We start from the raw sequence: 16,975 nt of genomic DNA, 5'->3' as shown, positions 1-16,975 counted from the left end.
AAAATATTTTTACTCTTCGTCATCTTTATTTTTTTCTTTTTTAATTGCTTTTAATGTTTGGATGATGTTTCCATCCATTTTTAAAACTTCATAGATGAAATTTTCATCTTCTGTTTTATCACCTACTTTTGGAAGTCTTCCTATTAGGTTAAAAACATATCCACCAATTGTGATCTCTTCTACATCATCATCAAAATCAACACCGGTAATTTCTTCAAAATCTTCTATCTCATAAGTTCCAACAAGCTCATAAATTCCATCTTTTATAGATCTAAATTTAACTTCGCTTTCATCGTGCTCATCGTTGATATCGCCTAAAACTTCTTCAATGATATCTTCCATTGTGATAAGTCCTGATGTTCCGCCGTACTCATCTATAACTAGGGCTGCGGAAATTCTTTCTTTATTCATCATTGATAGTATTGAAGCAATTGATGAGTTTTCTGGGACTATTAAAATTTTTCTAACTATTTTGTTGAAATCTTTTTTATCACTTTGTAAAATATCTCTTATATGAATCATCCCTAAAACGCTATCTTTACTTCCATCAATGTATGGAAATCGTGTGTATTTTGACTCGATAACTTTTTTGTAGTTTTCATCATAGCTTTTTTGAGCATTTAAACAAATCATCTGTTTTCGTGGCGTCATAATCTCTTTTGCAACAGTATCACTAAAATCAACTGCATTTTTAATAATTTGTGTTTCAATAGAGTCTAAAACTCCACCTTTTAGACTTTCTGCAACGATTATTTTTATCTCTTCTTCTGAGTGAGCTATCTCATTTTCTCCAGCTGGCCTTATACCAATAAGCTTTAAAATTCCCCCGGCTAAAAAGTCAAATACCGCAATAAATGGCTTAAATATCACCCAAAAAGCATGAAGAGGCTTTGCTATAAAAAGCACTGATTTTTCAGGTGTTGCTATAGCTACTGACTTTGGAACAAGCTCTCCTAAGACAACATGCAAAAGAGTAATAAAAGTAAATGAAATGATAAATGAGACTGAGTGAATCACAGTAGAATTTGCCGCAAAAAGAGAATTCATAGGCTTTTCTATAAGCATAGCAACTGCTGGCTCGCCTATCCAACCAAGTGCAAGTGAGCTTATTGTAATGCCAAGCTGGGTTGCACTAAGATAAGAATCAAGTGAATTTGTTATCTCGTAAGCCATTTTGGCATTTTTAACACCGTCTTTGCTAAGCTCTTCAAGTTTGCTTTTTCTTATCTTAACAATAGCAAACTCAGATAGCACAAAAAACGCGTTTAAAAGCACAAATACAAAAGCTAAAATTAACATTAAACCCGAACTGTCCGTGTCCAAAAGTGTTCCTTTAAATTTGTAATTAACAAAAAGCGATTATACCAAAGTTTAGTAAATCGCTTTTTATTTTTAAATCTTTTTAGAGTTTTCGTAAAGTGGCATTACTTTTTGAGCAATTTTAGTTAAATTTGCTATTCTGTTATCGTGCGATGGGTGAGTTGATAAAAACTCTAAAGGTTGTTTTTGACTTAAACTTTTCATTTTTTTCCACACATTAACAGCGGCATTTGGGTTATAACCAGCTCTTGCCATAAGCTCAGTTCCCATATTATCAGCTTCTGTTTCTTGCTCTCTTGAAAATGGAAGTGAGACTGCATAAGTTGCTGCCATATTTGCCAAATTTGCTATTTCATTACTTCCAGTAAGAGCTCCAACTGCAAAAATTCCTATATTTTTAGCATAATCACGACTTGCTTTTTCGCGACTATGTTCTCTTAAAGCATGTGACATTTCATGCCCAATAACAGCTGCAAGCTCAGCATCACTTAATTTAAGCTTTTCGATAATGCCCGTATAAACAGCAATTCTTCCACCTGGCATACACCAAGCATTTACTGTATTTTCTTTTATAACATTTACTTGCCAATTCCAGTTTTTTGCATCATTTCTAAAAACTCCAACTTCTTTTATAAGTCTTTTTGAGATGTTAGTAACTCTTTTTGTTTGGATTGGGTCTGTGTTTAAAGTCCTACTAGCTTTTGCTTTTTTTAAAGTACTTGTATATGCAAGTGCAGCGCCTTGATCCATTTCTTTTGCACTTACTAAAAGCATTTGTGATCTTGCAACTCCAACTACTCCTGGATTTGTAGTAGTCGCGCAACCTGTTATTAAAAATAATGTTGTAAAAATCGCTGTTAAAATTTTATTCATCACTATTCCTTTGATTTTAGCTTGTTTTCTTCTATTTTTTCTTTTGTGGCTGTATAGGCACGGTTTGAAATTTCTTTAGTTTCATCACTATTTTTTTCAGCTTTTTTACCTTTAAATTTTCCAAAAAACTTCTTTTCTAGCTCATCGATATCTTTTTTTAAGCTTGAAAGCTTGTCATTTAGTTCAAAATCATCTATAAATTTAGAGCTTTTTGCGGTGATTTCTTTTTTTATATCATCAAATTTATTAATAGCAAGTTTGCTAAATTCTTTATAATTTTGACTAATTGTGCTATCTTCAAATTTTGATTTTATCTGAGAAATCATATCACTTGATAGCTTTTTCATCTTAACAATATAGTTATCATACTCTTTTTTTAATATCTCATTAAGAGTTTCTTTTGCTGGGTTTTGGGTAGTCGCAGCTAAATTTTTTACTAACAAAACAAACTCTTCTTCTAAATTTGAAAGCTCGTTTTCTAAAATTTGAGCCTTTTGACTTAGCTCATCAGGTGCAAATTTAAACTCATTTTGAAATTTTTCCATAGATTTTATAATGCCGTCATTTACACCTAGAACTGCACCTTTTAAAAGATCTTTTGCATAAATTTTGCTAATATTTGCAACATTTATAGCACGCAATATTATCGTTTTTGAAATTTCTAAAATTCTATATCTTTGAAACTCGCCCTCATTTATGCTTTTATAAGTTAGGTTTTTACAAAACTCATACGAGCCTTCAAAAATATCGCTTTTTGACTCAATTATGCTTAAAAATACATTTTCGCTTATTTCTTTTATAATGTCTTTTAAATCTATGGCATCGATTAAGGCTTCATTTATAGCTGATAAAATTTCATTTTTATTTGAGATGTCTTTTGACTTAACCTCATCTTCGATATTTTTCAAATCACTATAAATTTGCTCTCTAAGCTCTTTGCTTTTAAGGCCTATGTTTTTTTTAAGCCTTTCAACTTCGTATAAAAGATCATAAATTTCATCTTCTTGTTTTTTATTAAGAGTTTTTTTAAGAGCATAAATTACGCTTTTTACTCTTTCTTTGTTTAGTAAATTCTCATCTTTAAGAGCGTTTATAAACTCAAAAAAAAGCTCGTTTTTGTTAATTACTTTTTTGTTTTTTAAAATTTCACTAACACTATCACAAACGCTGTTATAAATAATCTCATTTAAATTTTTATTTTCTAAATTTTGTTTTAAAACTTCTTTAAATTTTTCCATAATTAACCTTTATAATACAAATTTTGAAATTTTGCTTAATTTTTGAAAAATCTCATCTCTTTCTTGCTTGGAATTTACCATTAAACTAACTTTATAGCTATTTAAATTAGCTGTTTTATTTGATGGCAAAATTTCAATATCAAGTGCTTTTAAAGCATTTTTGATAATTTTTTCATCACCATTTAAAATAACTCTATAACTCCATAAAGTTGGATATGAAATTTCAGGACTTTTTTTAAGATCGCACATACTCGCCACTTTTTCCTCCACTTTTATTTAAAAGCATAATCTCATCTATAACCATAGCTTTATCAATGGCTTTTACCATATCATATATCGTTAAAAGCCCTACACTAACGCCAGTTAGTGCTTCCATTTCAACGCCTGTTTTTCCAGTTATTTTAACAGTAACAAAAAGCTTAAAAGCATTTTTTAGTTCTTTGATATCAACTTTTACCGAACTTATTAAAAGTGGATGACACATCGGTATAAGTTCGCTTGTTTTTTTAGTCCCCATAATAGCAGCTACAACAGCAGTTTGAAGAACGGGTCCTTTTTTAGCGGTATTTTCCTTAATTGCCCTAAAAGCTTCTTCGCTCATTCTTATAATGCCGCTTGCTTTTGCAATCCTTAAAGTCTCATTTTTCAAACTTACATCAACCATTTTTGGCTGATTATTTTCATCTAAGTGTGTAAGCATAAATTTCCTTTTTTAAATTAACCGAATTTTAGCTAAATTTACTAAATAAATAAAACATTTTGTGTTTTTGTGGTGAATTATTTTTTAAATTTGAAAGTTTAGGGTGCTTAGAAGCACCCATTTTCTACAAAAAGGAGGTTTTTATCTTGTTGGACAAGGGAATAATACACTTTTGTGATAAATTAGATATTAACTTTTTTTAAATGTAAATTAATAAGATAAAATTAGTCATATTTGAGTTTATGATTTTTTTAAAAATATGGCGGGTAGAAAGGGATTCGAACCCTTGGTAAGTTGCCCTACACACGCGTTCCAGGCGTGCTCCTTCAACCACTCGGACATCTACCCAAATAAATTTAAAAATTAAAACCTTGATTTTAACATAAATTTTATTTTTATGCTAATTTCAAGGTTTAAAACTTGACTAATCAAGCCACATGTGATCAGTTACTTTTAATTTTATCTCTTTGTTTTGATTTTTTAAAATGGCAACTTTGTCTTTTAAACAAATACTTATATTGTTTTTATTAGCTAGGCAAATGTCAGTTTTAGATGGCTTTTTAACCAAAGAAAAAGCATCACCTTTATCATCTTTTAAATACGCACTTTCCCAACTATCAAATGTTGCAAGTTCAAATTTAGATAAGTTTTCATCTTTTAAAATAACTCTTTGAGTTATTTTAAGGGGTTCATGTTTTGCAAAATGCGCACAACCTGATAAAAACAAAACTCCAAAAATAATTAATACTGCATTTTTTATCATTTTTTAGCCTTTATTTATAGTAAGCTTTCAGCAATTTTTGCTATATTTGTGTCGCTAAAACCAAAATGCTTAAACAAATCTCCGGCTTTACCACTTTCACCAAATGTTTGCATGCCTAAAACCTCATCTGCAAATTTATACCACTCTAGGCCACTTGCTGCTTCAACGGCTAAAACTTTTCCTTTTAAAATTCTATTTAAATAACTTTTTTCTTGCTTGCATAAAATTTCAAAGCAAGGCACACTTACAACATTTGTTTTTATATCTTTACTTTCGAGTAAATTTGCAGCTTTTAAACAAAGTTCTACCTCGCTTCCACTTGCAATTAAAGTAATTTTTGCTTCACTACTTTCTTTTATTAGATATCCGCCATTTTTAGGTTCTCCAAAAACTGGCTTTGGAAGTGGCTCTAACCCTTGTCTTGATAAGACAAAAGCTGAAGGCGCATCTAGACTTAAAGCTATTTGCCAGCATTTTACATTTTCATTTCCATCTGCTGGGCGGAAAGTATAAAAACCAGGCATAGCTCTAAAAGTGCTGAGTTGCTCTATTGGTTGATGAGTTGGGCCGTCTTCGCCAACGCCAATACTATCGTGAGTAAATATAAAAAAGTGCTTTAATTTCATTAAAGCCGCCATTCTAGCTGAGTTTTTAAGATAATCACTAAATATAAAAAATGTCGCTGAAAATGGAACAAAAAGACCATATCTTGCAATAGCGTTATTAATAGCTGCCATTGCGTGTTCTCTAATACCAAAGTGGATATTTTTTCCATCTGGGAAAGTTCCTGCATCATTTAGCGTTGTTTTATTTGATGGAGCAAGATCTGCACTTCCTCCTAAAAACGATGGGACTGCTTTTGAAATGGCATTTATAATTTTACCGTTACTATTTCTTGTTGCAAGTTTTTGACCACTAAAATCAGGATACTCAACCTTGCTAAAATCAGGATTTAAAAGTGAGTTTAAAAGCTCTTTTTTTTCACTTGTTAAACTTTCTAAACTTTTTTTCCACAATGCCTCTTCTAAATCACCCTTTTCAACTGCTGCTCTTGTTTGAAATAAGACATCCTCACTAACAAAAAAATGTTTATTTGGGTCAAATCCGGCCTCTACTTTTGCTCTTTGTATCAGCTCCTCACCAAGTGGAGCACCGTGAGATTTGGAAGTGTTTTCAAGCTCTAAAGCACCTTTTGCAATTTTTGTATTTGCTATGATTAAATATGGTTTTGTTTTATTTTTAGCCTCACTTAAAGCAAATTCAATCTGAGTAAAGTCATGCCCATCGATTCTAGCAACTTCAAAACCTTGCGCTTCAAATCTTGCCTTTACATCCTCACTCCACGCCAAATTTGTGCTTCCCTCAATTGTGATGTTGTTTGAGTCATAAATTATGACTAAATTATCAAGCTTGTGAAATCCTGCTAAGGCACATGCTTCATAACTAATACCCTCTTCTAAATCCCCGTCCCCACAAAAACAATAAACTTTATGATCAATTACTTTTGTTTTTTCATCATTTAATAAATTTGCGGCGTATTTACTAGCAAGCGCAAAGCCAACTGCATTTGCAATGCCTTGTCCAAGTGGTCCTGTTGCTATCTCAACTCCATTTGTAGTAATTTCAGGGTGACCTGGGGTGCGTGAGTGAAGTTGTCTAAAATTTTTAAGATCATCAAGACTTAAGTCATATCCACTTAAATATAAATAGCTATAAACTAAAGCACTAGCATGTCCGCCTGAAAAAACAAGTCTATCTCTATTTAGCCATTTTGGATTTTTTGGGTTGTGCTTTATAAATTTCATTAACACGCTCATAATGTCGCTAAGCCCCATAGGAGCACCAGGATGTCCTGAGTTTGCTTTTTGAACCATATCGGCACTTAAAAACTTAATCGTATTTGAAATTTTTGTATTCATAACTATCCTTTTAGGTATTTTTGTATTAAAAAATTTAATAATTCTTTGATTTTTAAATCATCTACTTGATTTAAAATTTTATTTGCTAAATCATCTCTAAATTCTCTTGATTTACTAACACCAAGCAAATTTACAAATGAGTTTTTAACCTCATCGTGATTTGTTGGCTTTCCAGCTTCTTCTTCAGTCTTAACAGCATCTATTATGTCATCATTAATCTGAAATAAAAGACCTAAATCAACTCCTATTTTATAAAACTCATCACATTTTTTATCATCTAAGCCAGCAATTATTGCTCCCATTTTAAAGCTTGCTGCTATTAATGCTCCGGTTTTATGGTTGTGTAAAAAAATAAGCTCATCAAGATCTAGTTTCTTTTTTTCAAAATAGCAATCAAGTGCTTGTCCTAAAACCATATCACAGGCACTTTTTGATAAAGTTTGAGAGCATTTTACTTTTATTGTGTCATTTAAATTTGCATTTGAAATTTCATAAAAAGCTTGTGAGTTTAGAGCATCTCCAACCAATAAAGCTGTAATTTCGTCAAATTTTTTATGAGTTGTAATAACACCGCGCCTTAAATCAGAATCATCAATAATAGGTAAATCATCATGAATTAGTGAGTAAGTATGTATCATCTCAACTGCTAAAGCTACCCTAAATGTATCTTTTAATTTTTCCTCATTTAAAGCTTTTACAACACCTAAAAGAAGTTGCGAGCGAAAATATTTACCACCATTTGAAAGCATATAATTAAGTGCTTTTTCATAGTATGGATGATAGCTTTTTGCTTTGATTAAATTTGATTTTAAGAAATTTTCAAATTCATTTTTTAAGCCACTCATCACAAGCTCATTCACGAATTTTCTCCACCTAAATTTCCAAATCCACCAAAGCCGCCAAGCATTTTAGAGGCTAGGTTTTTTTTCTCATTTTCTATAAGTTTTACAGCATCATTCATAGCTGAAATAAGTAAAATTTGAAGGCTTTCTTTATCTTCAAATAACTCATCATCGATATTTAAATCAAGAATTTCACCTTTTCCATTTATCTTGATCTCAACCATTCCACCGCCACTTTTTACGCTAAATTCTTTATTGTCATTTTCAGCTTCAATTTCTTTTGCTTTTTTTTGCATCTCTTCAACTAAAGAGCCCATTTTTGAAAAATCAATTCCCTCAAACATACTTTTCCTTTAATTAATTATTTCATTTTTAGAGTTTACTTGCACAATTGTTGGCTTACGTGTATTTGCCTCTTCATCGCTCATTAAAGCATAACTTACAATTATTACAATATCTCCAACACATACTTTTCTAGCTGCAGCTCCATTTAAGCAAATTTCGCCTTTTTTAGAACCTTTTATGATATAGGTTGCAAATCTTTCACCATTATTAACATCTAAAATTTCAACTTTTTGAAATTCTTTTAAATTAGCAGCTTTTATTAAATTCTCATCAATTGTAATTGATCCAACATAGTTTAAGTTTGCATCTGTTACGGTTGCTCTGTGAATTTTACTTTGTAACATTTGTATTTGCATATTTTACCTTTTTATTACTATTTGATTTTTAAAATTTCTTTTACTACAAGCTCATCTGAAAATGGATGTTTTACACCATTTATCTCTTGATAAGTCTCATCACCTTTTCCTAAAATTACAACCATTTCACCATTTTTGGCTAAATATAGAGCTTTTTTTATAGCTTTTTTTCTATCAGGCTCAACGATAGCACGCTCTTTATTTTCCATGCCTTTTAAAATATCATCTATGATGTCATTTGGATTTTCACTTCTTGGATTATCACTTGTAACAATGCAAATTTTTGCAAAATGCTCTACCATAGCTCCCATTAAAGGGCGTTTTGTATGATCTCTGTCTCCACCTGCTCCAAAAACCACTATAAGTTCATTGTTTTTTAAAGCGTTTAAAACTTTTTCAATTCCATCAGGTGTGTGAGCAAAATCAACTATAACTTTTGGATTATCATTTACAACCTCGACTCTGCCTTTTACACCTGCAAAATTTGATAAAGCTTTTGAAATTTCATCTAAACTTTTCTTAGTTAAAATCTCAACAGCACTAAAAGCAGCAAGTAGGTTGTAAAGGTTAAACTCACCAACCAAATCACTTGAAATTTTTACTTCTTCTTTTGGTGTTTTTATAACAGCTTCTATGCCATCTTTTATGGAGTATGCCAAAATACTAAAAGTTGCTGGAGATTTTAAAGCATAAGTATGGGCATTTTTATAATTAAATTTTATATGAGAATCATCTTTATTAATCAGTTTTGGGGTCTCATCAGCAAAAAAACTACTTTTTACTCTTGCATATTCTTCCATAGTTTTGTGATAATCAAGATGATCAACTGATAAATTTGTAAAAATTTTAAGAGCAAACTTTAAATCTTCAATTCTATTTTGAGCAATTGCATGAGAGCTTACTTCCATAACAAAAAAATCACATTTTTGCTTTGTGGCAGTAAGTAAATAGCTTAATGTTTTCATAGGTGAGCTTGTTGTAAGGCCTTTTTCATCAACCATTTTTTCATTTACAAACGCTCCTCTTGTGCCACTTAAAAATACACTATATCCCAAATCAAGCAACATTGAATAAATTGCAGCGGCGGTTGTAGTTTTACCGTTTGTACCTGTAATGCCCACTATTTTAATATTTTCATCAACATTTAAAAGTTCTTTTGCTTCTTTTAAAGTTATTAGATTGGCACCTTTTGCTTTTGCATCTTCCCAAAATTTAGCATTAAAATCACACTTTAAAAAGTAGCAATTTTTAATGCATTCATTTGAATTATCTGTAATAAAATTATTTTTTAGATCTATTTTCATAATCTTTTATCTTTTGTGCTATAAATTTGGCTTTTGGATATGCTGAGCCATTAATTTGTAAAAAGCTTTCAAAATATTCAACACCTGTGCTTTCAAGCCCATTATCAAGTAAATGCTCTATAAAATCCAAAAAACTTTGAGTATTTTGAATAATAAGCTTAGTTGATACCATAACGCCTTCCAAGCCATCTTTAAAATTAACTTTTTTTAAAACTATGTTTTTAAACTCATCATAAGTTACAGCATCTTCTGATTTTATGATATTGTCAATACTCTCTTCAAAAGAGGTGTGTTCTATCTCATCAAAAATTGAGTTTAATTCTTCTAGGTTAAGCTCATCTTTTGAAAACATATAAAAATCAAATAGCATACGCGCTTCTTTATTTTGACTCTTTGCAAGTTCGCATAAATTTATTAAAAAATATATTTCTTCTTTGTTTGTTTTATTAATCGCAAGTGAGAAGTAGAGTTTTGCATTTTCAAAATCTAAAGCTTTGAAAGCACTGTATCCTAAATCTTTATAATTTATCAATATTAAAATCCTCGCCAATTGGTATATTTACTACGCTTAAATCTGGATGAATGTCGATTTTAAGCTGTCTTTCTATAGCATACTTTAGTGTTTGATCGCTTGCTGGACAGCCGTGGCAATGTCCTGTAAGTCTTACATATACGACTCCATTTTTAATACCTAAAAGTTTTAGTCCGCCACCATCTCTTTCAAGCATTGGAGTAACAACTTGTAAGCTTTCTAAAACAGGGTCAATTAACTCTTCATCACTAAATGGAAGCATTTCATATCCTTAAGTTTTTTAACCATTTTAGCGTAAATTTGATAAATTATAAATTTAAATTTTGTAAATGAGCTGAAAAATTCAGCTCAAAAGATTTTAAATAAGCTCTATATAAGCCATTTGTGCCGCGTCACCGCGTCTAAGTCTAGTTTTTACTATCCTTGTATAACCACCGTTTTGGTCTTTGTATTTTGGAGCAATCTCTTCAACAAGTCTTTTTGTAGTAACTTTATCTTGAATACTAGCAAAAACAACTCTGTGAGCATTAAAATCTCCAACTTTTGCTTTTGTTATAAGTTTTTCAACATAACTTCTAAGTTCTTTTGCTTTTGGAAGTGTTGTTTCTATTTTGCCATTTTTTGTAATGGCTATGGTTAAATTTTTTAGCGTTGCGGCGCGGTGGCTTGACGATCTGCCAAGTTTTCTATAACCATGTCCGTGTCTCATATTTTATCCTTCATTCTTTTCATTTTTTAATTCTTGTATTTTTTCATTTAATTGCTTTTTATGACTTTGAAGCTCAGGTGCATCAACTGGATAGCCTATTTCTTCCATCACAGCTTTAATCTCTTCAAGAGATTTTTTACCTAAATTTTTAATATCTTTTAAAATACTTTCTTCCATTAAAGCAAGCTCGCCGATAAATTTAATACCAGCTTTATCTAAACAATTAAAGCTTCTTGCACTTAAATTTAGATTTTCAATACTTTCAAAAAGCTTTGCATATTCTGAATTTTGAGAAGATGAAGATTTGCCAACAGGTTTTTCAACATCAACTATGTTTTCAAAAACGCCAAGTTGTCTATGCATTGTTTGAAGTGCATTTTGGAAAGCCTCAATAGGTGTAACTTGACCATTTGTTGTAATTGTAAAAACTATTTTCTCATAGTCAGGGTTATCATCAACTAAGGTATTTTCTATATCGTAAATCGCTCTTTTTACTGGTGTAAAAAATGCATCTAATGCCATAAAATCGCTACTAATATAGTCTTTTAACTCTTCGCTTGGGATATAGCCTATGCCTTTTTCTACAATAATAGTAAATTTTAAATCTGCATCTTCATTTAAAGTAGCAACATGTTGGTCAGGATTTACGATATCAACTATATCATTTATTAAATCACTTCCCTTTAAATCTTTTGGTCCTTTAAATTCATACTCTACTATCTCTCTTGCTGAGTTGTTTTTTAATTTAAATCTCAAATTTTTAAGATTCATAATAAAAATAGCAACATCTTCAAGCATTCCGGCAATGCTATCAAACTCGTGGGCCACGCCATTGATTTTAACACCTGTTGGTGCAAAGCCAATACTACTTGTATATAAAAGTCTTCTAAGTGGGTGAGCAACTGTTACAGCATATCCAGTTTCAAATGGATATGCTATTATTTTAGCTACATTTTCACTTACTTTTTCAACTCTTATCTCAGTTGGCGTATGGGCTGAAGTGGTGATTGTTTTCATTAATATCCCCCTTATTATTTTGAGTAAAGCTCTACGATAAATCTCTCTTCGATTGGGATTTGAATTTCTTCTCTTTCAGGAATTCTTGTAAATAATCCAAATTTTTTATCTTTTTCAACATCTACCCAAGGAGCCAAACCTGTTTGCGCTGTTAAATCAACTGCTCTAGTGATTTGTGGGTTTTCTTTACTTTTTTCTATAATTTCTACTTTTTGTCCTGGAAATACTCTATATGATGGAATATCAACTCTTTTTCCATCTACTAAAATATGTCCGTGGCTAACAAGCTGTCTTGCAAAGCGTCTAGTTGTTGCAAAGCCCATTCTATAAACAACATTATCAAGTCTTTGCTCTAATAATTGAACAAAAATAGAACCTGTGTTTCCATCTTTTCTTGATGCTTCCTTAAACAAATTTCTAAATTGTTTTTCGTTTAATCCATACATAAATTTAGCTTTTTGTTTTTCACGAAGCTGTAGTCCATACTCGCTTATTTTAGCTCTTCTTTGTCCATGCTGTCCTGGTGCAAAAGGTCTTTTACTAAGTGCATCTTTTCCTGCTAATCTTCTTTCACCTTTTAAACCTAAATCAGCCCCTAATCTTCTTTCTAATTTTTCAACTGGTCCTGTATATCTTGCCATATTCTACTCCTTACACTCTTCTTCTTTTAGGAGGTCTGCAACCATTATGAGGAAGTGGAGTTATATCTTTAAAATATGTTACTTTAATGCCCTCGATCGCACCAACACTTTTTACAGCTGTTTCACGACCACTTCCAGGTCCTTGAACCTTAATACCAACTTCTTTTATACCATGTTCTTTTGCTTTATTGATAGCATCTTCAACTGCTTGCTGAGCTGCATAAGGAGTTGATTTTTTACTACCTTTAAAGCCAAGTGCACCTGCACTACTCCAAGATATTACATTTCCCATTTCATCAGTTACAGTTATCATAGTATTATTAAACGAAGCACTGATAAAAACAATTCCTTTAGCTATACTTTTTTTAGCTACTTTTTTTCTAATTACTTTTCTTTTTGCCATTATCTAACTCCTACTACTTTGCAGCTGCACCGACAGTTTTACGCTTACCTTTTCTAGTTCTAGCGTTTGTCTTTGTTTTTTGACCTCTTACAGTAAGACCTTTTCTATGTCTTAAACCTCTGTAACTTCCTAAATCCATAAGTGCTTTGATATCCATCGCAACACTTTTTCTAAGATCACCTTCAACCATATAGTGTTCTTGGATCTCTTTTCTAATTGCTGCTGCTTCATCTTCGCTTAGCTCATGAACTCTTTTATCGTAAGAAATTCCAACTGCGTCAAGGATTTTTCTTGATGAAAAAAGCCCTATGCCATAAATGTAGGTTAGACCATACTCGATTCTTTTTTTCTTTGGTAAATCAACACCTGCAATACGAGCCATATTTTATCCTTGTCTTTGCTTATGTCTTGGGTTATCGCATATAACGAAAACTATGCCTTTACGTTTAACAATTTTGCAATTGTCACATATCTTCTTTACAGAAGGACGAACTTTCATATCTGTCTCCAAAAAAATTATTCCACTTTTTTGCTATGACTGCACTTAGGCTAAAAGATGTCCTAAATTTAGGCGAATTTATTTTAGCCAACTGTTTTTAAAACAGTGGTAATTTTAAAAACACTTCTTCACACAGTTTGTTGCAAGCCGTTATTTTATCTAAAAAAGCTTTAAATTTACTTATACCTATAAGTAATTCTGCCTTTATCAAGGCTATAAGGTGTAAGCTCAACTTTTACTCTATCACCAGGCATAATTTTTATATAGTGCATTCTCATCTTGCCTGCGATATGACATAAAATAACATGTTTATTATCAAGTTCTACTTTAAAAGTAGCGTTTGGTAAAGCTTCTATAACATTACCATCTATTTCAATAACATCATCTTTTGCCACATTTTCTCCTTTCTTTTTTATTTTGCATTGAATTTTTGATTTTACCATAAATTATTTAAAATGCGTTTAATGAATTTCTCAAAATTGTATTTTTAATAAATTTTTAACTGCATTATGACATAAATTATTAGTACATATAAATTTTTCAACAAAGCTTATTTGGATTTTTAATGTAGAGTGTATGTTTAAAAAAAATAAAAATTAAACAGCTCGGAATTAAAACTTAAATTTAAAGGACTTCCTTTAAATTTAAGCAATACTTAAAATTTCAGCTTTTCCATTTACTACAGCGATGCAGTGTTCGTAGTGACTTGTTCTAAGACCGTCTTTGCTAGTTACTGCCCAGCCATCACTTGCTACAACAGCTTCGCCACTTTTTTGACAAATCATAGGTTCAATACAAAAAACCATTCCATTTTTTATCTTTGGACCTTGTTTTGGATTTTTTCCTGTTAAATAATTTGGAATTTCTGGCTCTTCGTGAGGCTTTTTACCAATGCCATGACCACAATATCCCTCAAGTGGAACATATCCCCTATCAAGAATGAAATTTTCTATTAAAAAGCTAAGTTCTTTAAAATGCATCCCTACTTTTATATTCTTAATAGCAAAATAAAGTGCATCCCTACTACAATTAATTAAATCCTCATCGCTTTTTGAAATTTCACCAATCCCAAAAGTTCTAGCGCTGTCACCGTAATATCCATTAAGCCTTGTTCCAATATCTACACCTAAAATATCACCTTCTTTTAAAATAGTGTTATCTGGAATACCATGGATACATACTTCATTTAGTGATAAACAAGCTGCATTTGGAAAATTATAAAGTCCTTTAAATGCTGGATAAGCTCCATTTTTAGTTATAAAATCATCTATTTTTTTATCAACTTCTAAAAGTGTCATACCAGCTTTTAAAAACTCTTTTGTATAATCAAGTGTTTGAGCGACAAGTTTGTTTGCCGCTCTTAAGTGTTTAATATCATCAACACTTTTTAATGAAATTGCCATTTTTAAAGTCCTACTGCACTTAAAGTTTGGAATTTATTCATATAAATTTGTGCTTCAATTTTTCTCATAGTGTCTAATGAAACTGAAACAACAATCAAAACTGAAGTTCCTCCAAAAGCAAAAGGCACACCTAAAAATTTAACCAAAAGCCAAGGAAGCGTTGATATAAGTCCTAGATAAATAGCACCCCAAAAAGTAAGTCTTCCAGCAACATCGTTTAAAAAAGTAGCAGTATTTTCACCAGGTCTAACTCCTGGAATAAATCCACCTTGTTTTTTTAAATTCTCGCTAATATCTTTTGAATTAAATGCAATTGTTGCATAAAAATATGCAAAAAATACAACACATAAAAACATTAAAATTTGAAACATATAGCCGTTCGGACTAAAAAAGTCATTTATTTTTAGCATTATAGGATTTGAACTTGCTTGGAACATAGTAAGTGGAAACATCAAAACAGCACTAGCAAAAATTGCAGGAATTACTCCACTTAAATTCACTTTTACCGGAATATAGTTCATTATCCTTTTATGTTGATTTTGCATCATAACTTTTCTTGAATAAGAAATTGGAATTCTTCTTTCTCCAAGTTCTACAAAAATAACAAAGCCAATAGTAAGAAGGACTATTAAGACTATTAGAATAAGTACTAAGAAATTCATCTCGCCTGTATTTACTAAATTTACAGCGCCAACTATTGCTGAAGGAAGCCCACTTACAATACCTGCAAAGATAATTAAACTTATTCCATTTCCTATACCTTTTTGAGTGATTTGTTCACCTATCCACATTAAAAGCATAGTTCCTGTTAGCATAGACACGCATGAAATTGCTATAAATAAATTTTGATCTATTAATACAGCCTCAGATCCCATGTGTTTAAGTCCTATACTTACTCCAATAGCTTGAACTACTGTTATTAAAACAGTTGCATAGCGGATGATTTGCATATATTTTTGCATACCATCTCTTTCTTTTTTTAGTTGTCCAAGCTTTGGAAAAGTTGCTGCTAAAAGCTCCATAATAATAGAAGCTGTAATATAAGGCATAATACCAAGTGAAATTATACTAAGTCTTTCAGCGGCTTTACCACTAAACATATTAAACATACCGAATGCATTATCACTATTTGTTGTAAAAAAGTCTCTAATAACATCGGCATTTACACCAGGAACTGGCACATAAGCCAGTATTCTATAGACAAACAAAAATCCAAAAGTTATCAAGATTTTATTACGAAGTGACTTACTCATTAGTTTTGTCCGCTAGTTCTTATATTTTCATCTTTTATTTTTGAAATAAGATCTTTGGCGCTTGCACCAATTAATTTTATTTTTGAAATTTTGTTTGAAAATTTATGTACTGATCTTATGCTTTCAAAAGTAATCTCATCTAAATTTTTGATAGCTGAAATTTTTTCTACATTGATAACATAAGGTTTTTCTACTCTAGAAGTAAAACCAACTTTTGGAAGTCTTCTTTGAAGTGGCTGTTGTCCACCTTCAAAACCTCTTTTTTCATTAAAGCCAGTTCTAGCTCTTTGACCTTTCATTCCTTTTCCAGCTGTTTTTCCCCAGCCTGTTCCTCTGCCTCTTCCAATTCTTTTTTTAGAAGAAGTTGAGCCAACTGCTTTTTGTAAATTTTCTAATCCCATATATTATCCTTTCATCATACTAAGAGCTTTAATAGTTGCTCTTACAACATTTGATGAGTTGTTAGAACCTAAAGACTTAGTTAAGATATCTTGAATTCCAGCAAGTTCTAAAACAGGACGAGTTGAACCACCAGCGATAACTCCAGTTCCTTCGCTAGCAGGTTTTAGTAAAATTTTACTAGCGTTAAATTTAGCTTCAACATCATGAGGAACTGTTGTTCCGCTTAATTTTACTTTAATGATATTTTTAAATGCATCATCAACTGCTTTTTTAATAGCATCAGGAACTTCTTTACTCTTTCCAAAACCATATCCCACTAAGCCTTTTTTATTGCCTATAACAACTAAAGCTGTAAATCTAAATCTTCTACCACCTTTAACAACTTTAGCCACTCTACTGATATCAACGATTACTTCTTCAAATTCTTCTTTATTGTAATTTTCCATTTTCTATCCT

General features: G+C 31.3%; 24 protein-coding genes and 1 tRNA gene. All 25 read right to left on the bottom strand.

The window, feature by feature from the left end:
• Positions 1–9: 9 nt before the first annotated feature.
• On the bottom strand, positions 10–1,299 hold the full coding sequence (locus CURT_RS00715) for a hemolysin family protein (protein WP_018713487.1): 1,290 nt from the start codon (positions 1,297–1,299) through the stop codon (positions 10–12).
• 93 nt (positions 1,300–1,392) lie between these two features.
• The gene (locus CURT_RS00710; protein WP_018713488.1) at positions 1,393–2,193 is read right to left on the bottom strand and encodes a M48 family metallopeptidase; all 801 of its coding nucleotides are present in this window, start codon (positions 2,191–2,193) and stop codon (positions 1,393–1,395) included.
• Positions 2,194–2,195: 2 nt separating this feature from the next.
• Positions 2,196–3,431 (bottom strand): hypothetical protein, encoded by a 1,236-nt coding sequence (locus tag CURT_RS00705; protein ID WP_018713489.1) that lies wholly within the window; start codon positions 3,429–3,431, stop codon positions 2,196–2,198.
• Positions 3,432–3,440: 9 nt separating this feature from the next.
• Positions 3,441–3,680: an HP0495 family protein gene (locus tag CURT_RS00700; protein ID WP_018713490.1), complete on the bottom strand. Its 240-nt coding sequence runs from the start codon at positions 3,678–3,680 to the stop codon at positions 3,441–3,443.
• Complete coding sequence (moaC, locus tag CURT_RS00695) at positions 3,667–4,131, bottom strand: cyclic pyranopterin monophosphate synthase MoaC (protein ID WP_018713491.1); 465 nt, start codon at positions 4,129–4,131, stop codon at positions 3,667–3,669. The genes CURT_RS00700 and moaC overlap by 14 nt, the downstream gene beginning before the upstream one ends.
• 260 nt (positions 4,132–4,391) lie before the next feature.
• A tRNA-Ser gene (locus CURT_RS00690) sits at positions 4,392–4,479 on the bottom strand.
• A gap of 76 nt (positions 4,480–4,555) precedes the next feature.
• On the bottom strand, positions 4,556–4,894 hold the full coding sequence (locus tag CURT_RS00685) for a hypothetical protein (RefSeq protein ID WP_018713492.1): 339 nt from the start codon (positions 4,892–4,894) through the stop codon (positions 4,556–4,558).
• Between the two features lie 14 nt (positions 4,895–4,908).
• On the bottom strand, positions 4,909–6,813 hold the full coding sequence (tkt, locus tag CURT_RS00680; protein WP_018713493.1) for a transketolase: 1,905 nt from the start codon (positions 6,811–6,813) through the stop codon (positions 4,909–4,911).
• Positions 6,814–6,815: 2 nt separating this feature from the next.
• The gene (locus CURT_RS00675) at positions 6,816–7,658 is read right to left on the bottom strand and encodes a polyprenyl synthetase family protein (protein WP_026320343.1); all 843 of its coding nucleotides are present in this window, start codon (positions 7,656–7,658) and stop codon (positions 6,816–6,818) included.
• 11 nt (positions 7,659–7,669) lie between these two features.
• Positions 7,670–7,999: a YbaB/EbfC family nucleoid-associated protein gene (locus CURT_RS00670; protein WP_018713495.1), complete on the bottom strand. Its 330-nt coding sequence runs from the start codon at positions 7,997–7,999 to the stop codon at positions 7,670–7,672.
• 9 nt (positions 8,000–8,008) lie between these two features.
• Positions 8,009–8,356 (bottom strand): aspartate 1-decarboxylase, encoded by a 348-nt coding sequence (gene panD / locus CURT_RS00665; RefSeq protein WP_018713496.1) that lies wholly within the window; start codon positions 8,354–8,356, stop codon positions 8,009–8,011.
• A 17-nt stretch (positions 8,357–8,373) separates the two neighbouring features.
• Complete coding sequence (locus CURT_RS00660; protein WP_018713497.1) at positions 8,374–9,660, bottom strand: UDP-N-acetylmuramoyl-L-alanyl-D-glutamate--2,6-diaminopimelate ligase; 1,287 nt, start codon at positions 9,658–9,660, stop codon at positions 8,374–8,376.
• Positions 9,638–10,192 carry a hypothetical protein gene (locus CURT_RS00655; protein WP_018713498.1) on the bottom strand — a complete coding sequence of 185 codons (555 nt, stop codon included), beginning with the start codon at positions 10,190–10,192 and terminating at the stop codon, positions 9,638–9,640. Before CURT_RS00655 ends, CURT_RS00660 begins: the two co-directional genes overlap by 23 nt.
• Entirely contained in the window at positions 10,179–10,454 is a 276-nt protein-coding gene (locus tag CURT_RS00650) for a NifU family protein (protein WP_016646173.1), read from the bottom strand. The genes CURT_RS00655 and CURT_RS00650 overlap by 14 nt, the downstream gene beginning before the upstream one ends.
• Positions 10,455–10,550: 96 nt before the next feature.
• Positions 10,551–10,901, bottom strand: a complete 351-nt coding sequence (gene rplQ / locus CURT_RS00645) for a 50S ribosomal protein L17 (RefSeq protein WP_018713499.1) — start codon at positions 10,899–10,901, stop codon at positions 10,551–10,553.
• 3 nt (positions 10,902–10,904) lie between these two features.
• Positions 10,905–11,918 carry a DNA-directed RNA polymerase subunit alpha gene (locus CURT_RS00640; RefSeq protein ID WP_018713500.1) on the bottom strand — a complete coding sequence of 338 codons (1,014 nt, stop codon included), beginning with the start codon at positions 11,916–11,918 and terminating at the stop codon, positions 10,905–10,907.
• Between the two features lie 14 nt (positions 11,919–11,932).
• Positions 11,933–12,559 (bottom strand): 30S ribosomal protein S4, encoded by a 627-nt coding sequence (rpsD, locus tag CURT_RS00635; protein ID WP_018713501.1) that lies wholly within the window; start codon positions 12,557–12,559, stop codon positions 11,933–11,935.
• Positions 12,560–12,569: 10 nt separating this feature from the next.
• On the bottom strand, positions 12,570–12,962 hold the full coding sequence (gene rpsK, locus CURT_RS00630; protein ID WP_016646177.1) for a 30S ribosomal protein S11: 393 nt from the start codon (positions 12,960–12,962) through the stop codon (positions 12,570–12,572).
• Positions 12,963–12,975: 13 nt separating this feature from the next.
• The gene (gene rpsM / locus CURT_RS00625) at positions 12,976–13,344 is read right to left on the bottom strand and encodes a 30S ribosomal protein S13 (protein WP_016646178.1); all 369 of its coding nucleotides are present in this window, start codon (positions 13,342–13,344) and stop codon (positions 12,976–12,978) included.
• Positions 13,345–13,347: 3 nt separating this feature from the next.
• Positions 13,348–13,461, bottom strand: a complete 114-nt coding sequence (gene rpmJ, locus CURT_RS00620) for a 50S ribosomal protein L36 (RefSeq protein ID WP_081617952.1) — start codon at positions 13,459–13,461, stop codon at positions 13,348–13,350.
• A 176-nt stretch (positions 13,462–13,637) separates the two neighbouring features.
• A complete protein-coding gene (gene infA, locus CURT_RS00615) occupies positions 13,638–13,856 on the bottom strand; it encodes a translation initiation factor IF-1 (RefSeq protein ID WP_005869854.1) in 219 nt (72 codons plus the stop codon).
• Between the two features lie 249 nt (positions 13,857–14,105).
• Positions 14,106–14,864: a type I methionyl aminopeptidase gene (gene map, locus CURT_RS00610; protein WP_018713502.1), complete on the bottom strand. Its 759-nt coding sequence runs from the start codon at positions 14,862–14,864 to the stop codon at positions 14,106–14,108.
• Positions 14,865–14,866: 2 nt separating this feature from the next.
• Entirely contained in the window at positions 14,867–16,117 is a 1,251-nt protein-coding gene (gene secY / locus CURT_RS00605; RefSeq protein ID WP_018713503.1) for a preprotein translocase subunit SecY, read from the bottom strand.
• Positions 16,117–16,518, bottom strand: coding sequence for a 50S ribosomal protein L15 (gene rplO / locus CURT_RS00600; protein WP_018713504.1), 402 nt, complete (start codon positions 16,516–16,518; stop codon positions 16,117–16,119). Before rplO ends, secY begins: the two co-directional genes overlap by 1 nt.
• Positions 16,519–16,521: 3 nt before the next feature.
• Complete coding sequence (gene rpsE, locus CURT_RS00595) at positions 16,522–16,965, bottom strand: 30S ribosomal protein S5 (RefSeq protein ID WP_018713505.1); 444 nt, start codon at positions 16,963–16,965, stop codon at positions 16,522–16,524.
• Positions 16,966–16,975 lie beyond the last annotated feature (10 nt).

The organism is Campylobacter ureolyticus, from assembly GCF_013372225.1.
Lineage (GTDB): Bacteria > Campylobacterota > Campylobacteria > Campylobacterales > Campylobacteraceae > Campylobacter_B > Campylobacter_B ureolyticus.
Note: the sequence above shows the minus strand (reverse complement) of the source record. Positions and strands in the feature narration are given on the sequence as shown.